Here is a 24,732-nt window from a genome sequence, read left to right as displayed (position 1 = left end):
TCCTTTTGGGAAGCTGCGGTCTTTCGTTTAGCTGCTCGAGATGAGGTCAGCTACGAGAATATAGCGTTCTGGCGCATAGCCGACGAAATCAAAAGGATAGCACGTCGAGACCGTCAATGTCGCCCTCGGTTTCGGGACGATAACAGTGCGGTCGTCTTCATCGACGATGCGCACTTGGCGGACGCGGTAGGTAAACGTGCCATCAGCGGTATTAACGATGAATTCATCGCCTTTGCCGACTTTTCCGAGTTCCCGGAACACCGTATCGCGATGACCTGACAAGACTGAGTTATCGGATTGACCGGGCAAGACGCTGTCTGCATAATGGCCAACGCCTTTTTCCAATTCGTCTTCATCGGTGCCATGGATAATTGGCAGGCTGGCCCCGAGTTTCGGGATGATCAGTTCACCCATCAAGTCGCCGATTTGTGGATCTGTCGGATACTGGATGTCTTTCGGGAGTTGGGCTACTTCTTTAGTTTCTTCGATTGGAGCCTGTGGGGATTCATTCGGCGCAGCATCCGGTAATGAAACTTCGGCATTTGTCGTCTGCAGTTTGAGCGCAAAGTCCTCTGCGGAGACTGAATCAGCTTTGTATAGAAAATAGCCTTTTGCGAAAGTGGCAGCCTGTGTGCCGCTGAACCATAGGCCAAAGACGATCATTCCGGCTGCCGCCATTGTCATCAACCAGGAAATTCGCTTTTTGTTCATGATGTGGGTTTCACCCGTGTGCGTCTGAACAACAAAGTACCGAATGCGATAAAGCCCAGCCCGATAGCCGCGTTTTGTGCGAAGTCACTGGCTGTTTTTGGCAGTTTTCCGCCTTTGACGGTTTGGTTCGTGTTATCAGCTGGCTTTTTAGGCGGCGGTATAACCGTCGGTGTGCTGTTTTCCAATTCTTTTCCGGTATCGACAATGAGGTCAGATCCGAACATATCAGCGGTCAACAGGATATTTGCCAGAAAGTCGCCTTGTAAATTGTACAGCTCGATCAACAGATCATAGCCGTCCGTCGACTCAAGGGAAATGAGAGATTGGACGCTCATCTCTTTTTTCTCATCGCCTTTGACGAAATAGTACTTGGCTTCCATTTCGAAGATTTCCATGAATTCGTCGTAGATTGACAGGAGTTCCGCGATTTGTTCGGCGGATAATTCGGTCACCGTGGAGAATTCCTCGATCGCCATCATGCGCTCGCTGAGTTCCATCAACCGTTCTTCAAATTCCGGATTCGTGTAATCAAGCGTTTCAAAATGCTGAGCGAGGCGCTCAAGTTCCTGTTCAGTCAAGCCGAATTCAGCGAATACGTCCTCCAAATCCATGTCAAACAGCCAGTCTTCCTGATAGAACATGATGGAGCTCTCCAAGTCCTCGATGAATTCATAATTGGCGATTGAATCATCGAATAAGTTAAGGAATTCCTCCAGTTCTTCTTTGGAAGCAAAGCCGAAATCCTCAAGCAATAAAGCTAAGTTCGCTTCGGTGATCGGTGTCCAATCTTCTTGATAGGTCAAATAGAAGTCTACCGATTCTTCCAGTTCTTCCATGAAAATAATGAAGTCCCCGTCCAATACATCTACACCTGCATCGAGATCGCCGAACTCTTCCAGCAGGCTGTTCAATTCAACGCGTGTCAGCTCGTATGTATCCAGAACTTGTGCAATGCCGTCTTCCGTTAGCGGTGTACCGAGATCGGTGGAAGAATAAAAATCATCCAGCGTCCAGCCTTTGCTGTCCAAATAATCGATGTAATCCGCTTTTTCCCAGCCGATTTCTGTCAATAAGCGGTTAAAGCCGCGGTCATCCTCTGAAATGGCGAACGCCGGAACTGTTCCAATCGCAAGAGCCAGTAAGAGGGAAGTAATAAGTGTTAACGCACCTTTCATTTGAATCCTCCTATATGTGAAATAAATGGAATATCTAGAATAGTATAGTCTTGAATCATGACTTTTAGAATAGGTCTATTAGATTATAACTTGCTTTTCCTTTCATGTAACAGCTAGGTTTTTAAAGATAAAAGAAATAATTGTTCGAATTATCTTGCTTTTCGATTATTCATTATCGTATAGTCTATACAATAATGAATAAATGAGGTGAAAACATGCACCGACATTTACTGGTGCCAGACGCTATCGAAGAAGTCATGGCCATGCACGATGAAGATATCATCATCACTAACCGGGCAGGCCGCATCATTAAAGTAACGGAAATGAGCGGCTTGCATTATGGATTGGAACCGGCTGCACTGCTTGGCCGCTCGATCTATGAGTTGGAGCAGGAAGGCGTCTTTACGCCAGCCGTCACGCCGCTTGTCATTGAGCGAAAGAAAAAACTGGTGCTCGTTCAGGAAACTGCGACGGGTAAAAAAATGCTCATTACGGGGATGCCGGTATTCGATGAACAACGTGAAGTGGAATACGTCATCAGTTATTCCTATGAAGTATCAGAACTGATGATCATAAAAGAATATCTTGAATCCCTGGAAACAGAGATGGACCGTGTCAAAGGGGAGTTGGCGTATTTACGCGGCAGGCAATTATCAGTCGACGGGGTCATCGCCCAAAGCGTACAGTCCGAACGAGCGCTGCGCAGTGCGTTGAAATTGGCAGAATACGATGCTTCTTTAGTAATCGAAGGCCCTCGGGGAACCGGAAAAAGCATGTTTGCCAAGCTCATTCACCAGCATAGCGCGAGAAAGGATGAAGCCTTTATCGAAGTCGACTGTGGTGCCATTCCGGAAACAATCTTCGTTGAATCATTTGAAGGCGAAGGTGGCTATTTCGGCCTGGCACAAGGCGGGACGCTCGTTTTGAACGAAATTGACCAGCTATCAGGCCGTACGCAGTCGATGCTTGAAAAATTGCTTGCGGAAAAACGTGACATCCGGCTGATCGCCATCAGCGACACTTCATTGGAGAAGCATATGCAGGAAGGAAGGTTCCGCGAGGCCCTATTTTACTTATTGCATGTCTCGCTGATTCAACTTACAGGGCTGCGCGAACGGCCGGAGGATTTGGAAGCCTTTTTGACCCGGACAATCGATGAACTGGGGGATAAATATGGGGCTCGGAAAAAACTGACAGACCCGGCATATGTCCATTTGCTTCAACTGGATTGGAAAGGCAATTTCCGGGAAGTACGCAATGTACTGGAACGTGGCTATCTTGAAAGCGAGCACGGTGACATCTGCCTGGAAGACCTGCCGGCAAGTTACCGTCCCGCAAAAGATGAGCAAGTCGGCATCGAACTTGAAGGCCGCACACTGCCGCATTTGCTTGATGTAGTTGAGAAAAAAGTGTTGGAAAACGCCAAGAAACGCTACCGAACGACGACCGAAATGGCGGAAAGGCTTGGCATCAGCCAGCCCTCCGTCGTGCGCAAACTGAAAAAACATGCTATCGCAACAGGAAAGGATGAAGACTTATGACAACAAAACAAACACAGGGATGGATGGAAATGACGAACTCCATCGGCAATTTGTTGGCGCCGAGCATGGCGAAAGACCACCCGAATCTGCCGGTCGTAAAAGCGGAAGGTTGCTATTACTACGGGGCGGATGGGCGCACCTACCTCGATTTCACCTCAGGTATCGCGGTGGAGAATGTCGGGCATCGCCATCCGAAAGTCGTCCAGGCAATCAAAGACGGGGCGGACCATTTGATCCACGGCCCATCCGGCGTCATCATCTATGAATCGATCTTGAAGCTGGCGTATGAACTCCAGCAGATCATGCCGGGGAAACTGGATAACTTCTTTTTTGCCAATAGCGGGACAGAAGCGATCGAAGGCGGCATCAAGCTTGCGAAATACGTCACGAAACGCCCGTACGTCGTGTCGTTCACCGGCTGTTTCCATGGCCGGTCGATGGGTGCGCTCAGCGTGTCCACGTCGAAAAGCAAGTACCGCAAGCACATGCAGCCATCGTGGCTGACCTACCAATTGCCCTATGCGCATCCGGATGATTTGCCAGAAGGTGCAGATCCGACAGTCTTTTTCCCGGAGAAACTGGAGCGTGATATGGAAAAGCTCTTCAATCACCAAGTGACGCCGGAAGAAGTGGCGTGCATCATTCTAGAGCCGGTGCTCGGGGAAGGCGGCTATATCATCCCGCCAAAAGAATGGCTGGCGAAAGTGCGTGAAATCTGCGACCGCCACGGCATCCTGTTGATATTCGATGAAGTACAGACCGGTTTCGGCCGCACCGGCAATTGGTTCGCCGCACAGACTTTTGGGGTCACGCCGGACATCATGGCTGTCGCAAAAGGCATTGCCGCCGGGCTCCCGCTCAGTGCGACGGTGGCATCGAAAGAATTGATGGATCAATGGCCGCTCGGCACGCATGGCACGACATTTGGCGGCAATCCACTCGCTTGTTCTGCGGCGCTTGCATCGATCGAAGTGCTGAAAGAAGAGCGGCTATTGGAAAATGCGCAGACGCTCGGTGCTTATGCCTTAGAAGAGTTGGACAAGCTGAAACAAAAACATCCAGCCATTCGCGAAGTGCGGGGCGTCGGGCTCATGATCGGCATTGAATTGATGGATCCAACAACCAAGCGTCCTGACGGCGAAGCGGTCATGACGGTATTGGATGATTGCCTGAAGCAAGGGGTGCTGTTCTATCTATGCGGTAATTCGGGAGAGGTTATCCGGATGATCCCGCCGCTGACGGTCACTAAAGAACAGATTGATGAAGGCATCAAAGTACTGGACAAGGCATTAGCGAACTTACAGTAACAAACGAAGGGGAATATACAAAAGGGGGGAACGTTCATGACCAGCATTCCAAAAGAGAAACAGGCCTTATCGCCATCTGCTACATGGAAATTCATTATCCCATCATTGATCGGGGCATTATTGTTTTTGGTGCCTGTGTCCTATGACGGGCAAATTACGATCGGGGTCGGTATTCTTGCCTCATTCCTGCTGTCGACGTTTGGAGAGTGGATTCCTGGATTCATCTTGGTGCTTCTTGGCTTCTCGGCATTCGCAGGTTTGGCGGCAACAGTCGCAAAACCGGGTATTATCCGAAATTCCGATATGCTTCGCCCGATTTTCATCGTTGGGCCCGTCAGCTTGGCGATTCGCTTTATCGGATTTGCGGTTGGCATCATGGCCTTTTATGAAATCGGCCCGCAAGCCATCGCTTCCCGCAACACAGGGGGCGTCGTGCTGTACGACTTGGCTCCGGTACTGTTGACCTGGTTCTTGTTTGCCGGCATTCTCTTGCCGCTTCTAGTCGAGTTCGGCTTGATGGAGTTCGTCGGGACTTTGCTCAATAAAATCATGCGCCCGGTGTTCACATTGCCGGGGCGTTCATCGATCGATGCGATGGCTTCCTGGATGGGCGCTGCGCCTGTCGGGGTATTAGTGACGATGAAGCAATACGATGAAGGCTATTACACGAAACGTGAAGCTGCCGTCATCGCGACGACGTTCTCAATCGCTTCTGTTGCGTTCAGCCTAGTCGTCGCAAATGTCATCGGCATCGGCCATTTGTTCTTGCCGTTCTATCTGGCGGTTTCGGTCGCTTGCCTCGTCGCAGCGGTCATCATGCCGCGCATTCCGCCTTTGTCCCGTAAAACCGATACATACCGGGAAGGCGTCGGTAAACAAATCGACGACAGCGTTCCGGAAAATGCTTCCTTGGTCAAATGGGGATTTGAAGCCGCACGCTTGAAAGCGAGCCAAGCCGCAAGCGGGAAGAAACTGGCTCAGTCAGGCATCGGCACGGTCATGGATATCTGGCTTGGCTTGATTCCGCTGGTCATGGCGCTCGGTACGGCTGCACTGGTCATCGCAGAATACACGCCGATTTTCCGCATCATCGCTTATCCGCTCATTCCGCTGCTGACGCTTTTGGGCTTGCCGGAAGCGGCTGAAGCGGCGCCGACTTTACTGGTCGGATTTGCCGATATGTTCTTGCCGGCAGTGCTCGGCAGCGGCATCGAAAGCGATTTGACGAAATTCGTCATTGCCGGCATGTCGCTCACGCAATTGATTTATATGTCGGAAATCGGCATCTTGATCCTAAAATCGAATATTCCGGTGAAGTTCTGGGAGCTGCTTGTCATTTTCCTTTTGCGCACAGCTATCACTTTGCCAATCATCGTATTGTTCGCACATCTTTTCGTTTAAACAAAAGTCTCCGCCACGGCGGAGGCTTTTTTGCTTTCTGGAAACAATGCTATACTCTCAAGTAAATGACTGCATTAGGAAAGGTGGGAAGGTCCATGAAGATCACAAAAGCGATCATCCCGGCGGCGGGCCTGGGTACCCGTTTCTTGCCGGCGACCAAAGCGATGCCGAAAGAAATGCTGCCAATTGTCGACAAGCCGACCATACAGTATATCGTCGAAGAAGCAATTGCCTCTGGCATCACGAGTATCATCATCGTCACAGGAAAAGGCAAGCGTGCCATTGAAGATCATTTCGACCATGCTTTTGAACTTGAACATATCCTGAAAGAACAAGGAAAACTCGATATGCTTGATTCGGTTCTTGCCACTTCAGAAGTGGAAATTCATTACATCCGCCAAAAACAGCCGCTCGGCCTCGGGCATGCCATCTGGTCGGCGCGGCATTTTATTGGCGATGAGCCGTTTGCGGTGCTGCTCGGGGATGATATCGTTCAAAACGATCCCCCGGCGCTCCTCCAGTTAATCGAGCAGTTCGAGAAGACAGGCAGCCCGATCATTGGGCTCAAGGAAGTAAATGAGGATGAAACCCATCGTTACGGCATCATTGCCCCGTCCAAAACCGAAGGACCGCTCATGAAAGTCGGCCATTTCGTCGAAAAACCTAAGCCTGGAGACGCCCCATCTAATTTCGCCATTATGGGCAGGTATGTCCTGACACCGGAAATCTTCCGTTTGCTGGAAGAGCAGGAACCGGGGGCTGGCGGGGAAATCCAATTGACCGATGCCATCGGAAAGTTGAATGCGACCCGCCCGGTACAGGCATTCGCTTTTGAAGGTAAACGTTACGATGTGGGGGAAAAGTACGGATTTATCGAAACGACAATCGAATTCGCACTGCAGCGCCCTGAACTCAAAGCGCAGTTGCTTGACCTATTCGAAAAGAAACTGGCTGAAGAAAAGGCGAGAGAATAGTTTTCGTTAGTGATTGAATTTTCTGATAATAAATGACATACTTGATATATGTTCAACCGAATGGACACTGTGAAGGAGGAGATTCGATGATTACAGAAGATGATATCCACGTCGACTACCGGATTCAGATGCGGCCGGGGACTGAAATCTTTGCATGCAAAGCAGATTGTACGTTGAAGGGGCAGGAAGAGCAGCCGCAAGTCGGGGATGCCCATTTCTACCTGTTCAATCCCCAGCGCAGTTCGCTCGAGTCACTGGCCATGTATGCAGAGCATATCTCCGAAGGCTTAGGGGATGTTTACCGTGACTTGAAGCATATTCCGGATATCGATGATGTCTTTGGCCTGGTGGCAGTGTTTGATGATTTGCAGGTAGCTGAGGAAGAGCGAAACAAAGGCATCGGGGAATCGTTCGGTCAAAAAATGCTAGAGGAATTGAAGTTCTTGGATGTAGAACTGCTGGTCGTCATTCCGGGTTATTATACGAATACTTCCAAGCAGGATGAAGCATATAACAAGAAAATCAGGACATATTATAAGAAGAATGGCTTTAAACGTTTGAAGAAAAATATGGAAAATCCGGTCATGTATACGTATTTATAACAGAAAAAACTGCCAATCTGGCAGTTTTTTTATTGCGTTTATATAGAGATTGAATAAAAATCGAAAATGATTTTAAAAAGTTAATGCCAATATTTGCATCCGCTTTCATAGGCTTTGAATTAAGCGCATTATGCCTTTCTTCATACTGAAAATGATATCTGAAAATTAGAATTATATAGATATTAATACCTATAATAATTAAAGAATCACAGGATATTATTACTGACAATAATTTTTATACTAGTTTAAATTCACTCTATGTAGTAGTATAGGTTTATGATATTTCAATATTTATAATATTGGAATAAATAACAGGTACTTTAACCTATACGATGGGGTGGGCGGAATGAAAAATAATTTAAAGCTCGGAATTCTGATTTTGATGGTGCTTGGATTCGGTTGGGCGTTATTCTCGCTGGTTCTGCCTTTTTCCACCGAAATGCTGCTTGTGGCGGGGCTATCCATCTTGTTTATGACATTAATTCATGAACGTTATGTATTCCTGTACGGCATAAGCATCATTTTGAGCTATGGGGTTTTCTTGACAGTATTTGCCTTTTTCTTCACGCAGCGGCCGGATTTGGAAATCATGTATGTCTATAGCCATTTGCTATTCACCGGTTTCATCTTGTCTTTTTGGCTATTGCTCAATCAGATCAAGCAAATCGGCTACGAAGCGAGCGAATTGCGCCGGCAAGTACAGCTTCTCCAAAAATATCATGGAGAAACTGACATCCTGACGGTCAATGAGTTCACTGAGCAGGCGCAATGGGTGCTCAAGACGACAGAACGCCGGCAGGAAGAGGCGTGGTTCGTGGAAATCACGATCAATACGAAAAACAAGCGCACCCAACAAAACATCAAAGAATCGCTTGAACGAGCAACGTTGGCCACGATCCGCCAGAAGTTCGACTTGGCGACCTCGACCGGCCAGTCAATTTACCTGCTGCTGAAAGATATAGACGAAGAAGGGGTACGCCTCATGATGGAGCGCTACCGCGACAAAGTGAAGCAGGAATTGAATTTGCTGGATTCACCGTATGAAGTCAGAAAGGAGCAGGTGTCCAATCTGAATGAATTGTCGCGTGCTTTGGGTAGAGCGATATGAATATACTCATCACAGCCACAGTTGTCCTGTTTTGGATCTTGCTGCTGTTCTATTCCGCGGTGACAATCGGCGGTGTTTGGTACCGGCTGCGGTTCCGCAATCCGCCGAAAATCAAACATTATCCGAGCGTGGCCGTGTTGATCCCTGCACACAACGAGGAAATCGTCATTGAAAATACATTGCGCGCCATGGCGCGGCTGAAATACGAAGGCAAACTCGATATTTACATTTTGGATGACAGTTCCAAGGATGGGACGGCTGCCATCGTCCAGGAATTCGCTGAAGTCTTTTCGCGCATCCATTACATTCCTGTGCCGCCCGGCAATCCAAAGGGGAAATCGCGGGTCTTGAACTACGGCTTGAGCGTAACGGACTCGGATTATTTTGTCGTCTACGATGCGGATAATGAACCTGAGCCGGATGCGTTGGAGAAATTGGTCCAGGCAGCAGAGACAGTGCCGAACGCTGCAGGGGCTGTCGGATATGTCAAGACGAAAAATGTCGATACAAATGTCTTGACCCGCATGATTTCGCTTGAATTTCAAGTGTTCCAATTGCTCATGCAATGCGGGCGCTGGGCACTTTTCAGACTTGGTTCACTAGCGGGGACGAACATGCTTTTGCGCCGTTCGGTCATCGAGAAGCTGGGAGGCTACGATGTTTATGCCTTGGCAGAGGATGCCGAACTGACGGTCCGTCTGACAGCTGCTGGTTACGTGTTGCCGGTCATTCCGACTTCACGCACATGGGAGCAGGAACCGGAAACGCTCAAAGCTTTCATCAAGCAACGGACACGCTGGCTTACCGGCAATTTGTATTTATTGGAGAAGTCAATGAAAGATTGGTCGCACTGGAAAGGCAGAACCTTTGTGCTCAGTTTACAGCATCTCTTCACGTACCTGATTTTTGTGCTGATGCTGCTGATTTCAGATATCTTTTTCATCCTGAGCATTTCCGGAGTTGACATTCCGAACATCGGCGCGCCGCTCATGATGCTTTGGTTTATGACCTATATCGTCTATACCGCGCAGCTTTTGAGTGCGCTTGTCGTCGACAGGAATGTTTCGTTGACCAATGTGCTGTACGTGCTGATCATGTACTTCACGTATGCCCAATTGTTCATCTTGCTGCTGATCCGCAGCGTTGCCACTTATACATGGAGCAAATTGCGCAAAAAAACGATTGCCTGGGACAAAACCCAGCGCTTCAAAGGGAGAGTGGATTCATGAGGAAATGGCTCTTGCCGGTGATGGGTGTGGCAATGCTCGCTGCCTGCAGCGAGGAAACAAGCGAACCGTCGCCTCAACCAGATGAGCAACAGGCGCCAGAGGATCAAGAACAGCCGGTGGAGCAAAAAGCGGTTCCGGAAGATTTTGCGGAAGCCTATTTCGACGAAAATAATTTTATCCATGCTTATCCTTCGGCTCCCGATTCGCAATATTTGTCCGAGAGCATCGGCTTGTATATGGAATATTTGGTCATGATGGAAGATGAAGAAAAGTTTGCAGAGCAATACGAAAATCTCATGGACGAATTTGTGGTGGAAGAGGGAGATAACTTTTTTATCAATTGGCTAATTTTCGAGGATGCAACTGTCAATGCGTTAATTGACGATATCCGGATTGCAGCTGCGCTAAGGCAGGCGGACCAATTATTCGATCAGCCAAAGTACTCGGAAACCGCAGACCGGATTATCGAAACCATTTCCCGTATCCAAACGAATAATGGCTATACAGTCGATTATTATGATTGGGAAGTGGAATTTCCAGCACAGAGAGTGACCTTGAGCTATTTAATAGATGACGTTCCGAAAGACATGAACGCCGATCGTGTACTGGAAAATGTCGACACCGATGAAGTATTCTTTCCAGAGTATTTCGATGTGGTGGAAGAAGTTTATGTGAAGGGGGATGTAATCCATCCGATAGATCAATTGCTTATAGCGATCAACCGTGAACGGATCGGGTTATCGTCAGAGCGTTTTGAAGAGTGGCTTAAAACCGAATGGGAAGAAGAAGGCCGGTTATACGGAAGGTACGACCGCGAGACCCTGCAGCCAGCAGTCACTTATGAATCGCTGGCGATGTACTTTTTCATGAATGAATATTTTCTGATTATCGGTGAAGAGGAAGCTGCTGAAGAAGTGAAAGTCCGCGCGACCGAAATGATTGAAGAAAATGGCGAAGGTGAAACGCATTTCTTCGACTTCATCCATTATCATCTCATGATGGAAGATGAGTCGAAGTAGGAAAGGGGGCGCTGTTGATGAAAAAAATCTTGTCTTTCATATTGCTGCTCGCCTTCCTGGCCGCCAGCCCGTGGCCAATCGCTGCAGCTGATGACTCGTCCAGCAAACAAGCGAAAGTGCTGATTTTGTACCATGCGGAAGAGCAGACGCAAAGGGAAGAAGTGCCGATTCTGGATATGCTGGCAGGGCATTTCAGTTCGGATATCACCATACAATCCATTGAGGAAGCTGCAGCAGAATACGTAAAAGGCGATTACACGCACGTCATATACTTTGGGCTTGGGAAACGGCAATTGACTGAAGAAGAGCTGTTTGTTGTCGACCAATATGACGACGTGAAAAAAATGTTTATCGGGAATTATTTTGAGTACTTTAAAGAAGCTCCCGATCTTAGCATCCGAGATTATCGGCACATTGATTCCGTCAGCGGAGATGGTAAAATGTTCGATTTGAAGGAAGAAAAGGACATGATGCTCATCAATGGTATCGAACAGATGGAAGTTCTTTTCGAAGGGCAGGCAGCAGACGGGGCATATCCGCTGATCTTTAAAAACGATAATTTATATTATGTCGCGGCCAACTCGATTACTGGCCAGATCAGCGACATTGTAGGTGAATCGCTTTTCGACTTTTTTGATGAAGAGAAATCCCAACCGAAAAAATTGATTCGCCTGGAAGACATCCATCCAAGAAGCGATCCGGTTCTCGTCAAGCAAGTGGGTGATTATTTGGCAGAACGGAATATTCCGTACGCGGTGACAGTTGTGCCCGTCTATACGAACCCCGAAACTGGCCAGAAGATCCATTTATCCCAAGCGATTGAATTGGTGGATGTCTTGCAGGAAATGCAAAAAAATGGAGCCAGCCTGATCCAGCATGGCTATATCCATCAATACCGTGAAGATGAGACAGGGGAAGGATTCGAGTATTGGGATGTCGAGAATGACCGGCCGATCTTCCAGTCGAAAGATGACGAAGTGAAACTGCGCGAGGACTTCGCTTCAGATGAAGAATACGATGATTTCGTCCAGAATGTCGGTTTGCCATACGAACAGACACATATTTACGATTCCATCGTCAATGGAGTCTATGAAATGACGGCAGAAGGATTGTATCCGATCGCTTTCGAGGCGCCCCATTATTCCATGTCGCAAACCGGCTATAAAGAGCTTTCCAAATATTTCACTACCTATGTCGGGCAGATCCAAATTTCTGACCGGACCTATGACGGAACTTTCGTGCCAGTATATGAAACAACGCCATCAGGGCTGCACGGGATGAAAGTGATTCCAGAAACGTTGGGTTATATCGACCCGGAGAATGACAATGCAGTAGATGAAATGATTGAACAAGCCGACTATACTGCCCAATTCAGCGATAGTTACTTGGCGTTCTTCTATCATCCATATTTGGGAATCGATAAGTTTGATGAAGTAATGACCAAATTGGAAAAATATAATCAGTATGAATGGGTCGACTTGAAAGAGATGGATCATAAAACAGAAGTGGACGGTATGGTAGTCGAAACAGCAGGTGGCGATATCGAAGTTTCGCGCCCGATGAGCGTTCTTGTTGCGCAAACGACAAGAGATCTCTGGTGGGTTTCTATTCCGCTAGCCATCTTCGTCATCATTGCCGTAGCGGCCGTGGCACAGAAATTCCGCAGACGCAAAACGGACAGCGAGTTCTGGGAGAAGCAATGAGTGCGTTTAGAAAAAGAAAGTGGGACAGAGAATTTCTCTGTCCCATAGTTTTTTTATGCAAGCTAGTGTAAGATAATTTTGGTAATGAAATTCAATATCTTTTTGAGTTTTTACCAATTATTTTACGAGGAAGATAATAAAATGAATAAATTGAAATTTTTACCTTTTTTCATATGCTTAGCATTGCTTTCTGGAATCATATTGCTTTATTTTCGTTGGCCCTTCTATGAATCCGCTGTAGCGGCTGCTTTCCTTTCTGTCCCTTTTATCTTGTTATTGCCGAGAAAATGGCTGCCTGCTTTTCTATTTCTGGTCTTGCTTGCGGCGATTGGGACGGCATTTCAGCAACCTGCAGCTTCATTGACTTCAATAGGAACTTATTTCCTGTTGTCGGTTTTTCAATTTTCGCTCTGGGCGGTTTCCGAGCAAGTTAAATTGCTGGAGGAAGAAATGGGGCTCCTGGAGGTACAGCGGCGGTCACTATTGGAAAAAGACGGGGAACTCCGTGCGCTGGAGTTACAGGAGTTTGTCGAACAGGCTTTATGGATGTTGAAAACGAGTAAGCGAAAAGAGCGTACATGGTTGATGGAAGTGACGCCTTTCGCCAACTGCCCTGTACAGACATCGGAATTGGAGCGTGCGGCGTTGCAGTCGATCGTTCGGGAGCGGGATCTCGTAACGAGCCGAAAAGGCGCGGTTTATGTATTGGTCAAGGAAACGGAAGAGGATTCGATTCAGCCTTTATTGAAACGAATCGAGCAAAAAATGAGTGCGAAGAGTGAATCGGCAACATACGAAGTTAAAAAAACAGCGATTACTACAGTCGGTGAAATGGGGAGTTTACTCAGTTGAAGCGATTAAAAAGAAGTGAATTATTCATGTTGGCGTTTTTGGGTAGCTTGGCGACAGGAGGGTGCGGAATGGTCAACGGGCAAGGAACGACGGTTCAGGAAACGATCGATTCTCATTATGTGAATGATGAAGGGGTCATCCATGCCTATCCGGACAACCGGGATTCTGAATATTTATCGGAAAGCCTCGGCTTGTATTTGGATTATCTGCTTCAAGTTGAAGACGAAGAAAGTTTCGCGGAGCAGGCGGCAATTTTAAAAGACCGTTTCTTGATCGAAGCAGGTAACCAGGTGTTTATCCCTTGGCGCCTATACGAGGAAGCGAATGTAAATGCATTGATCGATGATGTGCGCATTGCGGCGGCTTTGGAAGGTGCAGCAGAACAATTTGCAGAACCAGCTTATTTGAAACTTTCACAGCAGATTGTATCTGCGATTGAAGACCGCCAACACCAACAAGGAACAGCGGTTGATTATTATGATTGGTCCTATCAGCTTGCAGGAAATCGGCTTACGCTCAGCTATTTGATTGAGGAAATGACCGTGCTTCCGGAATCGTTCACTATGCTGGATACGGGAGAGAGCGAAGTTTTTTTCCCTGAGTTCTATGACTTTGATGAAGAAAAATATGTGAAAAGCGGCGAAGTCCATATGATCGACCAATTATTGATTGCGGTCAACCGCTTCGATCAGGACATCGAATCCCCTGAATTTGAAAGTTGGCTGACCGAAGAGTGGGTTAATCAAGGGCAATTGGCCGGGAGGTACGACCGGGAAACCGGAAAACCGACTGTCGATTACGAGTCCTTGGCAGTCTATTATTACTTATGGCAGTATTTCGAACGAATCGAGCAAGCGGAATTTGCGAAACAGGTAGTTCAGCGTGCGGAGTCGCTCGCAGGAGAGGAATTACCGGGCGATTTGCATTTCTTTGACTTTATCCATTATCAAATGATGATGCATGAACAGTAATCGAGCTGTTTCGGCGCGAGGATGAAAAGGGATATCCTTTTCATCCTTTTTGGGTGGAGAAGACTCGAGTGTTTCAGCTTATGTAGTTAGTTTATTTTCCAGAAGGGTATGGAATCGTTAAGAAGAAGATTTCTGGAGGTGGTTGAATGGAGATGGTCATGGCGGTTCTGATTGGCCTGGCGTTGAGCGCCACGGTCGGATTCCGTATTTTCACCCCATTATTGATAACAGGGATTTTCGAACGGGTGGATTGGGTTACCTTGTCTGAAGGGTTTAGTTGGGTTGGCAGCACGCCGGCACTCATTGCGTTCGGTGCAGCCACGATATTTGAGGTTCTGGTCAATTATATTCCGGCGGTTGGATCGTTCATGAAATTGATCTCTACGCCGGTCGCGGCACTTGCGGGAATTTTGCTGACGGCATCGTTTATCGGCGATATGAACCCATTTCTGGAATGGGCGATTGCGATTATCGGAGGAGGGGGTGTGGCTACGGCTTCACATGCGACCTTGACGGCAGTGAAAGGGGTCAGCGATACAGCATTGATGGGCCCGGCTGTCTCGGTTGCAGAGGATGCCACCGCCACCATTGCGCCAATTTTGATTTTCTTCGTGCCCGCATTGGCTGTTGTGTTTCTACTGGTAATGGCGATTGTTATTTTTCGTCTGTATAAACGCTTCTTATATAGGAAAAGCCCGGCTTAATTCGCTGTGGAATCAATATTTTATTAATCAAGAAAGCTAAAAAAGCCATCCGAAGATGGCTTTTTTAGCTTGTCGAGAATGGTAAGAAGCCGTATTTTCCGAAGCTTATCGCTCGCTTTCCGTGGGCTCGCGCCCAAGCCTCCTCAGTCGCGATGCGCCTTGCGGGGTCTCGGTCGTCTCGCTGATCCACTGGAGTCGAGCGAACGCTTCTCCAAATACTCAGCTAGAACATTGATTTTGAATGTGGAAAAAGTGATTTCCTTTTTTATTTATAACAGATCACAGACTTCTTCAACACTCTGGAAAAGCCATCCGAGGATGGCTTTTTCTTATGCCTTCAATGTCAGCGTGGGATGATCAGTACTTGGCCGACGCGAATGGAATTGACGTTGGTGATGTTATTCGCTTTGGCAATGGCAGTGACAGTCGTATTGTATTTTCTGGCGATACTGTAAAGTGTATCTCCGGCTTTCACTGTGTACTTGACGGTTGTTACGGGCGGCGGTGCTTGTTTGACCGGAATGATCAAGACTTGCCCGACGCTGATGAGATTGATATTAGTAATTTTATTGGCGGATGCAATAGCTGCAACAGTCGTATTATATTTGCTGGCGATACTATAGAGCGTATCTCCAGCTTTTACCGTGTACTTGACGGTCGTTGCTGGCGGCGGTGTCGGAGCGGTTGTGCCTGGAATCACCAAGACCTGTCCTACGCGGATTAAATTGTAATTGGTAATGTTATTGGCTTTCGCAAGAGCGGCGACAGTGACATTATATTTTTTGGCGATGCTGTAAAGCGTGTCGCCCGCTTTGACTGTGTAAGTCGCTCCGCCTGTTGGCGGCAATTTCAACAGCTCGGAAACGGTGACGAATTTGTAGCCTTTCGCTTTCAGTTTGCTGATCATGCCTGGGAGTGCACCGGGGGTTCCGGAAGCTCCAGCACCGGTGTGCATCAAAACGATGGATCCTGGCACGATATTATTGACGACTTTATTGGTGATTTCGGTAGAAGATAAGCCTCTCCAGTCAATGGTATCGATATTCCATTGGATGGTATGCGTGTAGCCTGCATCACCGACACCTTTCAACACGGTCGCATTGGACGCGCCGAATGGGGCCCGGAAAATAGGTTTGGTCGATTTGCCTGTGACGTTTTTATAAGCGGTTTCCGTTCGGGCGAGTTCACTTTGCATAGCGGCAATGCTGATCTTTGTGAAGTCCGGATGCGAGTAGGAATGGTTGCCGACCTGGTGTCCTGCATTGGCGATGTTGCGGATCCAGCTCGGGTGATGGTTAATGCCGGAACCTGTCAGAAAGAAAGTAGCTTTAACATTATTGGTTTTTAGGATGTCGAGGATTTTGTTGATGTTCGTTCCATCGGATCCGTCATCAAAAGTTAAGGCGACCACTTTGCTCGTCGTGTTGCCTTTCGTGACATAAGTAGAGGATGCGGCATCGGCCTGGCCTGTGAACGACAGCAGTGAAAAGAGCAATAATCCCGTGACAGCTAGCAACTTGCTCCATCTGGATAACATTCTGCTCACCCCTTATATGATTTAGCCGGCAGACGGCTTATGTATATGGAAAACTTTGCATGATTCAAGGCTCATAATATGTCGATATTTCTTTTTTCAATCAGTTTTTATAGTCTTATTATATCACGTTCTAATACAAAAACTATCTTTATGATTGAAAATTCAGTAAATAATAAATAAAATATAATAAATCTTTCCTAGGCAATGGAAGCTTCCCCCTCAATCTATGATATGGCAATCGGGCTAGTGCAAAAGCGCTAGTGACTGAAAAAGTCTCGAGGCGGGTATGGAAAAGCAAATGATGGAACGGGAGGGGCTTTTGCATGCATTATATGAATGAACCGACCATTGAAGCGCGTGGGGAACAGCCATATGTCGGCATTACTGCAAGGATTTCAGGCCATATCGGAGAAGCGCCTGAACTTGCAGCTGAAGTATTGTCATGGTTGAGTGCGCGTAATGAATCGCCTGTTGGGCTGCCGTTTATCCGCTTCTGGTGCTTGGACGATAATGGCCAGCGGCTGATCGAAGTCGGCATTCCGACAAAAAAGTTGATGGCTGAAGATCATCGCATCATTTCGGGATATTTGCCGGGAGGAGATTTTGCCCATGCAATTCACAATGGGCCGCCGGAACAATATTGGTCATCTGCAGATGCGCTCGTGGGCTGGTTGGAAAGGGATGGTCTTTCGGCGGCGCTGCGTTACGAAGCTGAGACGAAGATATGGGACGGGCATATGGCTTTTTTTATTACCGACCCCCTTGAAAAAAAGACACAGGATGCTTGGGTGATTGAGTTGTTCATTTTGCTGCTTGCTGATCATGCCGCATAAAAAGAGAAGCCACGCCGTTTGCCGGATTCTGCCGGCAGACTGCGTGGCTTCTTTATGGATGCAGCTGATGAAAACACTGCTTGTTTATCATCAAAAAATTATTTCATGCAGCCGTTTCCTCTGTTTGGATAAGTTGTGGGTAGAGGCGTCGACTTCTTTGGAGATCCCGAAGCGTTCGTAAATGATGCGTGTCCTGACGGAAGAGATGGCCTCCAGTTTATAGTGGTGATTGAAGATCCATACACATCCCAGTTGGCAAGGGGAATGAGTCGGGTAGGCGGCAAGACCGCCATTTGAGAATAGAATAATGTTCTTCCCATGTTTCTTGAGGTTATGGCGCGTAGCCTTTACACGTCCGCCGTTAGGGATAGCGAACAACATGGATGCTTTATCGAGCAAAGTTAGCGGCGGGTCGGGCGAATAGAAGACACCGTATGTAGTAGTGATGCGTGAACGCTTTCCTGTCTCGTGCCATGATTCGAGGAATAAGACGTCCCGATCAACTCGCAAATCGCCGCAATTTTTCATTCCGTCTCTCTCCTTTTTGCATTGTGTGGAAATCGTATCATTTCTCTTTTAATGAATCAATAGTAATATACAGATAATTGTAATTATTGTGGAAATTATTAAAAACTTAAGTATTATAAAATGGGTTTATTATCCAATTTTAAAAGCATTGATATTCACTTTCCGACCTAGACTCAGCGGGGAAGCTTTCATAAGCTGTATTCACCCGGGAATAAACAGGACGTCCAGAAGGAAAAGAAGATGGAAGCTTTTACGGAAGTGGCAGACCAGTACGCGCCGATGATCTCATCGATTATCCGCAAATTGAATATTTACACCGATTATGATGCATTCCGCCAACTTGGGTTTATCGCGCTGTGGCAGGCGTGGGAAAAACACGATCCGGCAATCGGCCATTTTGCGCCGTTTGCCTATCGCAGCATCAAAGGTGCCATGAAAGACGAATTGACAAGGCGCCAAAAAGGAGGTAAGAAGGTCAAGAATTCCGATTTATTCCTTGAAGAGGAAGAAGCGGTGGAGTGGGTGGCTGAAAAGTTGCCGGACTGGCTGGATGCGGCTTTGTTGAGCCCGAAAGAAAGAAGGCTGCTTCAAGAGATGTATATAGACGGCTACAGCCTGACAGAATTGCAAAAACATTATGGCGTCACATTATCCGGAATGAAAAAGCGCAGGGAACGGACCTTGACGAAGATACGGGCGGCAATTGACCATCCGTACAAAGATCGTTAAAAATAGCTGGAAGGTGAGGGGAAATTATCGGTATAATAGTAATCTGAAACGGGAAAGGGAGGTGCAGCCATGGAAGCGATGATGACCGGCATGATCAATAATATTTTCTTCATCATTTTTCCGATCATCCTCTATCAAATGTTCGCGACAGCCGGACAGCGAAACTTCTTCGTCAGCCACAGGATCACCATGACGATCCTGTTTTCCATCTCCATCATCCTGTGCATGGTGTTTCCGTACCAATTTCTCACGGAAGATTATATATTCGACCTCCGGCAAGTACCGATGATTGTCGGAGCTTTATACGGCGGGCCCTTGGTCAGTGCGGTGCTGTTCATCGTATCGGCTGTCGGGCGTATAGCCATTGGTGGGGATGGCATGTATATTGCGATTCTGAACCAGTTTTTATTAGCGGCCGGCGTGCCTTTGCTTGGGCCTCTTTACAGGAAAGTCAATCGCTGGGGGAAAGCGGTAGTCGTTTTCTCCATTTCAATCGCGTCCCTGCTATTCAATATGTTTGCAGGCTATTTCTTCTTCGGGGATCCAATCCACAACCTGATCGGCATTTGGCTCATGCTCATGCTCAATCAAGGCGGTATCATCATCTTGACCGCTTTGCTCATCGAGCATTTGCAGAAACAGGAGTATTTATATAATTCGCTCATGCGCCATGAAAAGATGGAGACGGTCAGCCATTTCGCAGCGGCCGTATCCCATGAACTGCGCAATCCGCTGCAAAGCGTAAAAGGGTTTGTCCAGTTACTTCAGGAATACGAATACCCGCGGGCGAAACAACTGGAGTTCCAGCAAACCATCCTGGAGGAAATCAAAGTAGCCGAAGACTTGATCGATGATTATTTGATTTATGCAAAGCCGGCTTACGGTGAAATGAAACGCATCGAAGTAGAACCTGAACTATCCCATGTCATCAAAATCATGACGCCTTATGCCAATGCCAGGAATGTTGAAATTTTTATGCAGGGCGCTGACGCTGCCAACCCGATTTTGGGCGATTCGCAAAAACTCCATCAGGCGCTCGTGAACATTATCCGGAATGGCATTGAAGCGATGCCGGATGGCGGAAAGCTGCAAGTCGAGCTCGAAACGTCTGCCCAGGCGGTTTGCGTGCATATCCAAGACGCAGGGGTGGGCATGACAAAAGAGCAGGTCAAGCGCCTCGGGGAACCGTATTTCTCCAACAAGTCAAAAGGGACAGGGCTTGGGCTCATGGTCACTTACAGCATACTCAATCAAATGGGCGGAGAAATTACCGTCGAATCGGAAGTCGGCAGAGGCACCAAATTCACCTTGGAATTTCCGAAATTGCCGACTGAATAAAAGAACCGCCTGGATGGCCGATTGATGGCTGTCCAGGCGGGTTTTGCTATTGGTTTTGAAGTTTGTGGAGAAATGGCAAGACCGCTTGTTCCTTCAGCTTCGCCTCGAACATGATGTCGACTTCATAGCCTTCAACGAGCTTCAACAATTCGGCAAAATCTTCTTCCGAAATGAGGTCGTGGTGGCGCAGGTCGGTGAATCCTTCACGTCCAGTACTGATGTGGATTTTCGGGCGCCCGTATCCTTCCCAAGTAGCCAAAATTTCCGAGAAATCAACCGGCTCCCCATCGTTATTGCAATTATGATGGTGTATGTCGAAGCAAATCGGCACTTGGCACATGGCATGAACATCGAGAACGTCGCGCACTGTGAATGTTTTGTCATCGTTTTCTAGCCTCAAACGCTGCCGGATGCTATCAGACAGCATCAAGTAATTTTCAGCGAAACGCCGTTTGGCAGTTTCTTTATCGCCATATGCACCACCCGTATGTAGGATGATGTCTGTGCCGCCGAGCAATTGAATCAATTTGTCATGGTATTCAAGGTCTTCGATCGATTTTCGGACTACTTCCGGCTTCGGCGAATTCAAGACCGTATACTGCCCAGGATGCACAGAAACTCGGATGCCGTGCTCGTTTACCAATCGGCGGATCTCGCCAGCTATCGCCAGGAAATCTTCATCTTCCCACCAGCGCCAATCATTGATTGGATGTGTCGATAACGGGACGATGGAACTGGAGGCACGGTAAAAAAGAATGCCTTGCTCCAAATTCCAGCGAATGATTTCTAAAGTGGTTTCCATATTTTGGATTGTTAATTCTTTAATCTTCTCGACGCCCTCTTTTTCAGCTGTGGCTAGTCGCAATGTGCGAAAAACCGTTTTCAGCTCTGTGTTCATGCATGCATATCCTAATCTCATCGTTTTCAGCTCCTCCCGCACAATATACCCGATTTACGTAGAAAACACACGGAACTTGGGTATACTATTAGTAAAGACGAGTGGAGGAGGAATTTCAATGACAGCAGAAATCACCAAAAATCCTACCGGCTACAACGCCACATTCGACAGAAATTTTGAGCATTCCACTGAGCAAGTATGGGCGATGCTGACAGACAACCACAAAATCCATCGCTGGTTTTCAGACCTTCAAATGGAGAAAGAAGGCGAATCGGGCCATCTGACGCTGGACATGGGGCATGGAGAAAAGAAAGAATTTCCAATTACTGATTATAAAAAAGGCGAGCTTCTAGCTTTTGAATGGGGTGACGACCATGTGCGTTTTGAACTGGGCCCGGACGGCCAGGGAACGAGAGTGAAGATGGTCGAAACTTTGCCGGATATTACAGATCAAACCCTGAAAGACGTAGCGGGTTGGCACGTAGCGCTGGATATTATGGAAGCGATTTTGGATGGCCGCGGAATTGAGCGCACGTCTGAATGGGAGCGCTGGTATCCTGAATATAAGCGCTTGTTCGAAAGCATGGGCGTCGATTTTGCATAGGAGTTTGAATTTAATCCCAAGCGGATCGTCCGCTTGGGGTTTCTTATGGGCTTATTTTATTGTAGATCATTTCTATGGAGGAGAGGAAAATGCATAAAGTTGCTTCCCGGAATTCAATGGGATTGCTAGAGACGGGGGGTCCGCCCTGTTGATGGCTGTTTTCAGGGAATCTGGAATTCGTATTTGCGGTCTTCACGGAACTCGCCATTTTCATAGCTCCGCTCAGCGAAAGTGACCAGCCCATCGTGATCGATGAGCAATACGGTGGCTGAGCGTGTTCCATAATCGGGCATTTTGATGAACATCGGCGACAGCGCACGTTCCAGATCCAGGCCGACGCCGGTTTGCGGGAGCAGGTGGTCGGGCGCTTGTTCGGCATCCGCTAGAATTTCAAACAGGCGGTCGAGTTCCAATTGTTCATTCACCGATACATAGGCCTCAAGCTTTTCTTTTCCGCGCTCGACTTTTGGCCAAGGCGTGTTCAGGAAATGATTGCTTAACCCGTGCGTGCCAGGCCGAACTTTTACCGGTTCTCCATGGATATTGTTGTAATAATAAAGCCCTTCGGCATCGCCAGCGATTAAATTGAATCCGGCATAATCCTGGTCATTAATCGCCCGCAGATAATCTTCGGGGGAGATATGGCCATCAAGAAATTGTGTGACCAGTTCGCCGCGTGACTTGGCGCCAGCTGCCATATGTTCAGGGTCCCGGTAATTGGTCAGCGCAGCGAAGCGGCCGGATTTATTCACGCCGAGCCAAGTGCCCATCTGGCTTAAATCACGGCCGGCAAGAATCCCGGGTAAGTCTTCCCAGAAATGGGCGGGCGCAGCGGGGCGGCCATAAAACTCATCGCGGTTTGCGGCGACAATCAGTTTGTAGCGGGGGTGCTGCTGGAATTGCAAATTGATTAAACACATAATAGTCCCTCCTAGTTGCGGTCCGATCAGGAAATGAACGCAAAAAATCAGTTCGGCTGCATGAAGCTGCTTTCATTATAGCGGATACGGATCGCCTTGGCTTATGGAGTGCTTAGCAACTGGGCCTGTGGAACCAATCCGATTGAAGGTGGCGAGCGTATCGATAGGATTTATAGCTAGGCAGAAAGTTCCTGCTGGATTGAAAGTCTGATAAGATGTTAAAGAAGTTAAAACAAGTCAGTGGCATTACGCGGAATTGGGGGATTAGAGATGGGGAGCAAGCCTGAACGATTGGCATTGGAGCGTGTATTGCTTGAAGGAGTAGAGGAAATGATTTTTATTGTCCGTGTTGAGAAGGATGCCTGGGTTTACGAATTTATCAATGAGGCGGTTAAAGCCAATACGCAGATGGATGACTCCGATCTTGGGAAGGCATTCCGGGAAGTGCACGAACCAGAAATTGCACAGCGGCTGATTCATTTTTATGAAAAGGCCTTAACGGTGGGGACGAGCATTTTCTATGAAGATTCCTATTACGCCCCGACCGGCGAACTGCGTTATTCAAAATCTCGTTTAACGCCGATGTTCGATGATTCTGGGCAGTGCAGCCATATTGTCAGTGTGGTCAATGATGTGACGGAGGAAAAGCTGGCGAAGCATTCACGCGAAGAAGCGCTTAGCCGGCTTGAGGAAAGCAATGCCAAATACCGTTCCTTATTTGAAAGCAACGGCGATGCGGTATTCACTTTGACATTGGATGGGCAGATCAATGGCGGGAACCGGATGGCCAGGGCGCTCATCCAACGGCCGATCAGTGAATTGGCTGGAAGGGATTTCTGTGAATTGGTCGAGCCGGCTGAGCGCATGAGGTCGAAAGAAATCTTTGAGGAAGCGTCCACAGGCCTCTACAAAGACCACAGGCTGAGCCTGCAATCGAAGGATGGGAAAGCTATCGGGTGTTTAGTGAAATTCATCCCGATCAGCGTCCAAGGCAAAGTAACGGGCTATTATATGATGGCGAAAAACATGACCGAGTTGGATAGGCTGGTCAGCAAATATTTGGAAAGTGAGAAAAATTTCAGGGTGATCGCCGAAAATGTTTACGATGTAGTGGTCTTGATGAACAAGCAGAAGGAGTATTTATATGTATCCCCATCGAGCCAGGAGATTTTCGGCATTGCATCCGAAGAAACAGTTAAGCAGAAACCGTTCTTTAACGTGCATCCAGACGATTTAGCGCTTGTGGATCAGCAGTTTCAGGAGGCAGTGCAACAGGCGGGCCCGTATTCCTTGCAGCTGCGCTTCGATCATCCGGGGCGTGGCTGGATTTGGGGGGAGATGAATGGGACCCCTGTCTACGATGAGGAAGGCGCATTCTCTCATATGGTCATGATTGTCCGTGATATTTCAGTTCAGAAGAAATACGAAGCCCAATTGGAATATTATGCATTCCATGATTCGTTAACCGGGCTGCCGAATCGCCGCTATTTCCAGGAATATAGCCGCAACAAACTGAAAAATCAGGAGCAAGCAGAAGGGAAAATAGCCTTGGCTGTGTTGGATCTCGATGATTTCAAGCGCATTAATGATGATTATGGACATGATTTCGGGGACATGGTTTTGAGGGAATTTGCAGTTCGCTTAGCTAAGTTGGAGAAGGCAGGTTATGTTGCTGCCAGAATGGGCGGTGATGAATTCGTCGTAATTCTGGAAGGTGTGGCCACTGATTCAGAGGCGCTAGCAGCTGCTGAAAAAATCCGTACTGAGCTTACAGGAGACTGGACCATCCAAGGCAATCCCATCCCGGTCAATTTCAGCTTAGGGGCAGCTGTAGCCTTATCCGCAGAGGAAAGCATTTCCTCTATTTTAAGGCGGGCGGATAAGGCGATGTACCAAGCAAAAGGAAACGAAACCGATACAATTAAAATATTGCAGCCGTAAGTAGAAGCTTACGGCTTTTTTTAATGCTTTCGGACTAAGGGGGATAAAATGATGTGAAAACCATAGTTCTAAATATATATTTGAATATTCGGAAATTAAAATGGTTT

23 protein-coding genes are annotated in these 24,732 nt (G+C 47.6%); 17 read left to right on the top strand and 6 right to left on the bottom strand.

The window, feature by feature from the left end; genetic code table 11:
- Positions 1 to 27: 27 nt before the first annotated feature.
- Both M1Q06_RS11950 and M1Q06_RS11945 read right to left on the bottom strand, forming a co-directional pair.
- Positions 28 to 711 carry a class D sortase gene (locus tag M1Q06_RS11950; protein WP_434399721.1) on the bottom strand — a complete coding sequence of 228 codons (684 nt, stop codon included), beginning with the start codon at positions 709 to 711 and terminating at the stop codon, positions 28 to 30.
- Positions 708 to 1,886, bottom strand: a complete 1,179-nt coding sequence (locus M1Q06_RS11945) for a processed acidic surface protein (RefSeq protein WP_434399720.1) — start codon at positions 1,884 to 1,886, stop codon at positions 708 to 710. Before M1Q06_RS11945 ends, M1Q06_RS11950 begins: the two co-directional genes overlap by 4 nt.
- Before the next feature lie 215 nt (positions 1,887 to 2,101).
- On the opposite strand from M1Q06_RS11945, the gene M1Q06_RS11940 reads away from it, so the two are divergent.
- From M1Q06_RS11940 to M1Q06_RS11885, 12 genes are all read left to right on the top strand, one after another.
- Positions 2,102 to 3,427, top strand: a complete 1,326-nt coding sequence (locus tag M1Q06_RS11940; RefSeq protein WP_434399719.1) for a sigma 54-interacting transcriptional regulator — start codon at positions 2,102 to 2,104, stop codon at positions 3,425 to 3,427.
- The gene (locus M1Q06_RS11935; RefSeq protein ID WP_434399718.1) at positions 3,424 to 4,734 is read left to right on the top strand and encodes an aspartate aminotransferase family protein; all 1,311 of its coding nucleotides are present in this window, start codon (positions 3,424 to 3,426) and stop codon (positions 4,732 to 4,734) included. Before M1Q06_RS11940 ends, M1Q06_RS11935 begins: the two co-directional genes overlap by 4 nt.
- 36 nt (positions 4,735 to 4,770) lie before the next feature.
- Positions 4,771 to 6,135: a YjiH family protein gene (locus tag M1Q06_RS11930; RefSeq protein WP_434399717.1), complete on the top strand. Its 1,365-nt coding sequence runs from the start codon at positions 4,771 to 4,773 to the stop codon at positions 6,133 to 6,135.
- A gap of 95 nt (positions 6,136 to 6,230) precedes the next feature.
- On the top strand, positions 6,231 to 7,109 hold the full coding sequence (gene galU, locus M1Q06_RS11925; protein WP_434399716.1) for a UTP--glucose-1-phosphate uridylyltransferase GalU: 879 nt from the start codon (positions 6,231 to 6,233) through the stop codon (positions 7,107 to 7,109).
- An 86-nt stretch (positions 7,110 to 7,195) separates the two neighbouring features.
- Positions 7,196 to 7,711: a hypothetical protein gene (locus M1Q06_RS11920; protein WP_434399715.1), complete on the top strand. Its 516-nt coding sequence runs from the start codon at positions 7,196 to 7,198 to the stop codon at positions 7,709 to 7,711.
- Positions 7,712 to 8,057: 346 nt separating this feature from the next.
- The gene (locus M1Q06_RS11915) at positions 8,058 to 8,819 is read left to right on the top strand and encodes a hypothetical protein (RefSeq protein ID WP_121298019.1); all 762 of its coding nucleotides are present in this window, start codon (positions 8,058 to 8,060) and stop codon (positions 8,817 to 8,819) included.
- The gene (locus tag M1Q06_RS11910; protein WP_434399714.1) at positions 8,816 to 10,048 is read left to right on the top strand and encodes a glycosyltransferase; all 1,233 of its coding nucleotides are present in this window, start codon (positions 8,816 to 8,818) and stop codon (positions 10,046 to 10,048) included. The genes M1Q06_RS11915 and M1Q06_RS11910 overlap by 4 nt, the downstream gene beginning before the upstream one ends.
- Positions 10,045 to 11,067 carry a hypothetical protein gene (locus M1Q06_RS11905; RefSeq protein ID WP_434399713.1) on the top strand — a complete coding sequence of 341 codons (1,023 nt, stop codon included), beginning with the start codon at positions 10,045 to 10,047 and terminating at the stop codon, positions 11,065 to 11,067. Before M1Q06_RS11910 ends, M1Q06_RS11905 begins: the two co-directional genes overlap by 4 nt.
- 17 nt (positions 11,068 to 11,084) lie before the next feature.
- Positions 11,085 to 12,770, top strand: coding sequence for a DUF2334 domain-containing protein (locus tag M1Q06_RS11900; RefSeq protein WP_434399712.1), 1,686 nt, complete (start codon positions 11,085 to 11,087; stop codon positions 12,768 to 12,770).
- A 141-nt stretch (positions 12,771 to 12,911) separates the two neighbouring features.
- Positions 12,912 to 13,622, top strand: a complete 711-nt coding sequence (locus M1Q06_RS11895) for a hypothetical protein (protein WP_434399711.1) — start codon at positions 12,912 to 12,914, stop codon at positions 13,620 to 13,622.
- Between the two features lie 68 nt (positions 13,623 to 13,690).
- A complete protein-coding gene (locus tag M1Q06_RS11890) occupies positions 13,691 to 14,593 on the top strand; it encodes a hypothetical protein (protein ID WP_434399710.1) in 903 nt (300 codons plus the stop codon).
- Positions 14,594 to 14,739: 146 nt separating this feature from the next.
- Positions 14,740 to 15,297, top strand: a complete 558-nt coding sequence (locus M1Q06_RS11885; protein ID WP_121298011.1) for a DUF4126 domain-containing protein — start codon at positions 14,740 to 14,742, stop codon at positions 15,295 to 15,297.
- A 343-nt stretch (positions 15,298 to 15,640) separates the two neighbouring features.
- Here the strand turns inward: M1Q06_RS11885 and M1Q06_RS11880 are convergent, their stop codons facing one another.
- The gene (locus M1Q06_RS11880) at positions 15,641 to 16,834 is read right to left on the bottom strand and encodes a LysM peptidoglycan-binding domain-containing protein (protein WP_434399709.1); all 1,194 of its coding nucleotides are present in this window, start codon (positions 16,832 to 16,834) and stop codon (positions 15,641 to 15,643) included.
- Between the two features lie 323 nt (positions 16,835 to 17,157).
- Here M1Q06_RS11880 and M1Q06_RS11875 point away from each other — a divergent pair, with 323 nt between their 5' ends.
- Positions 17,158 to 17,667 (top strand): GyrI-like domain-containing protein, encoded by a 510-nt coding sequence (locus M1Q06_RS11875; RefSeq protein ID WP_434399708.1) that lies wholly within the window; start codon positions 17,158 to 17,160, stop codon positions 17,665 to 17,667.
- Between the two features lie 90 nt (positions 17,668 to 17,757).
- Here M1Q06_RS11875 and M1Q06_RS11870 read toward each other — a convergent pair whose 3' ends face one another.
- Positions 17,758 to 18,195 carry a competence protein ComK gene (locus tag M1Q06_RS11870; RefSeq protein ID WP_434399707.1) on the bottom strand — a complete coding sequence of 146 codons (438 nt, stop codon included), beginning with the start codon at positions 18,193 to 18,195 and terminating at the stop codon, positions 17,758 to 17,760.
- A gap of 240 nt (positions 18,196 to 18,435) precedes the next feature.
- Between M1Q06_RS11870 and M1Q06_RS11865 the strand changes: the two genes are divergently transcribed.
- Both M1Q06_RS11865 and M1Q06_RS11860 read left to right on the top strand, forming a co-directional pair.
- Complete coding sequence (locus tag M1Q06_RS11865) at positions 18,436 to 18,924, top strand: sigma-70 family RNA polymerase sigma factor (RefSeq protein WP_121298004.1); 489 nt, start codon at positions 18,436 to 18,438, stop codon at positions 18,922 to 18,924.
- A gap of 69 nt (positions 18,925 to 18,993) precedes the next feature.
- Entirely contained in the window at positions 18,994 to 20,262 is a 1,269-nt protein-coding gene (locus M1Q06_RS11860) for an ATP-binding protein (RefSeq protein ID WP_434399706.1), read from the top strand.
- Between the two features lie 46 nt (positions 20,263 to 20,308).
- Here M1Q06_RS11860 and uvsE read toward each other — a convergent pair whose 3' ends face one another.
- The gene (uvsE, locus tag M1Q06_RS11855; RefSeq protein WP_434399705.1) at positions 20,309 to 21,181 is read right to left on the bottom strand and encodes a UV DNA damage repair endonuclease UvsE; all 873 of its coding nucleotides are present in this window, start codon (positions 21,179 to 21,181) and stop codon (positions 20,309 to 20,311) included.
- Between the two features lie 97 nt (positions 21,182 to 21,278).
- Between uvsE and M1Q06_RS11850 the strand changes: the two genes are divergently transcribed.
- Positions 21,279 to 21,764, top strand: coding sequence for an SRPBCC domain-containing protein (locus M1Q06_RS11850; protein WP_434399704.1), 486 nt, complete (start codon positions 21,279 to 21,281; stop codon positions 21,762 to 21,764).
- A 161-nt stretch (positions 21,765 to 21,925) separates the two neighbouring features.
- Here the strand turns inward: M1Q06_RS11850 and M1Q06_RS11845 are convergent, their stop codons facing one another.
- Positions 21,926 to 22,684, bottom strand: a complete 759-nt coding sequence (locus M1Q06_RS11845; protein ID WP_434399703.1) for an NRDE family protein — start codon at positions 22,682 to 22,684, stop codon at positions 21,926 to 21,928.
- 270 nt (positions 22,685 to 22,954) lie between these two features.
- On the opposite strand from M1Q06_RS11845, the gene M1Q06_RS11840 reads away from it, so the two are divergent.
- Positions 22,955 to 24,625: a diguanylate cyclase domain-containing protein gene (locus M1Q06_RS11840; protein WP_434399702.1), complete on the top strand. Its 1,671-nt coding sequence runs from the start codon at positions 22,955 to 22,957 to the stop codon at positions 24,623 to 24,625.
- The last annotated feature ends 107 nt before the right edge of the window (positions 24,626 to 24,732 follow it).

It is taken from the genome of Planococcus sp. 11815, from assembly GCF_051096385.1.
In the GTDB taxonomy this organism is placed as follows: domain Bacteria; phylum Bacillota; class Bacilli; order Bacillales_A; family Planococcaceae; genus Planococcus; species Planococcus citreus.
This window is presented reverse-complemented; position numbering and strand designations above follow the sequence as displayed.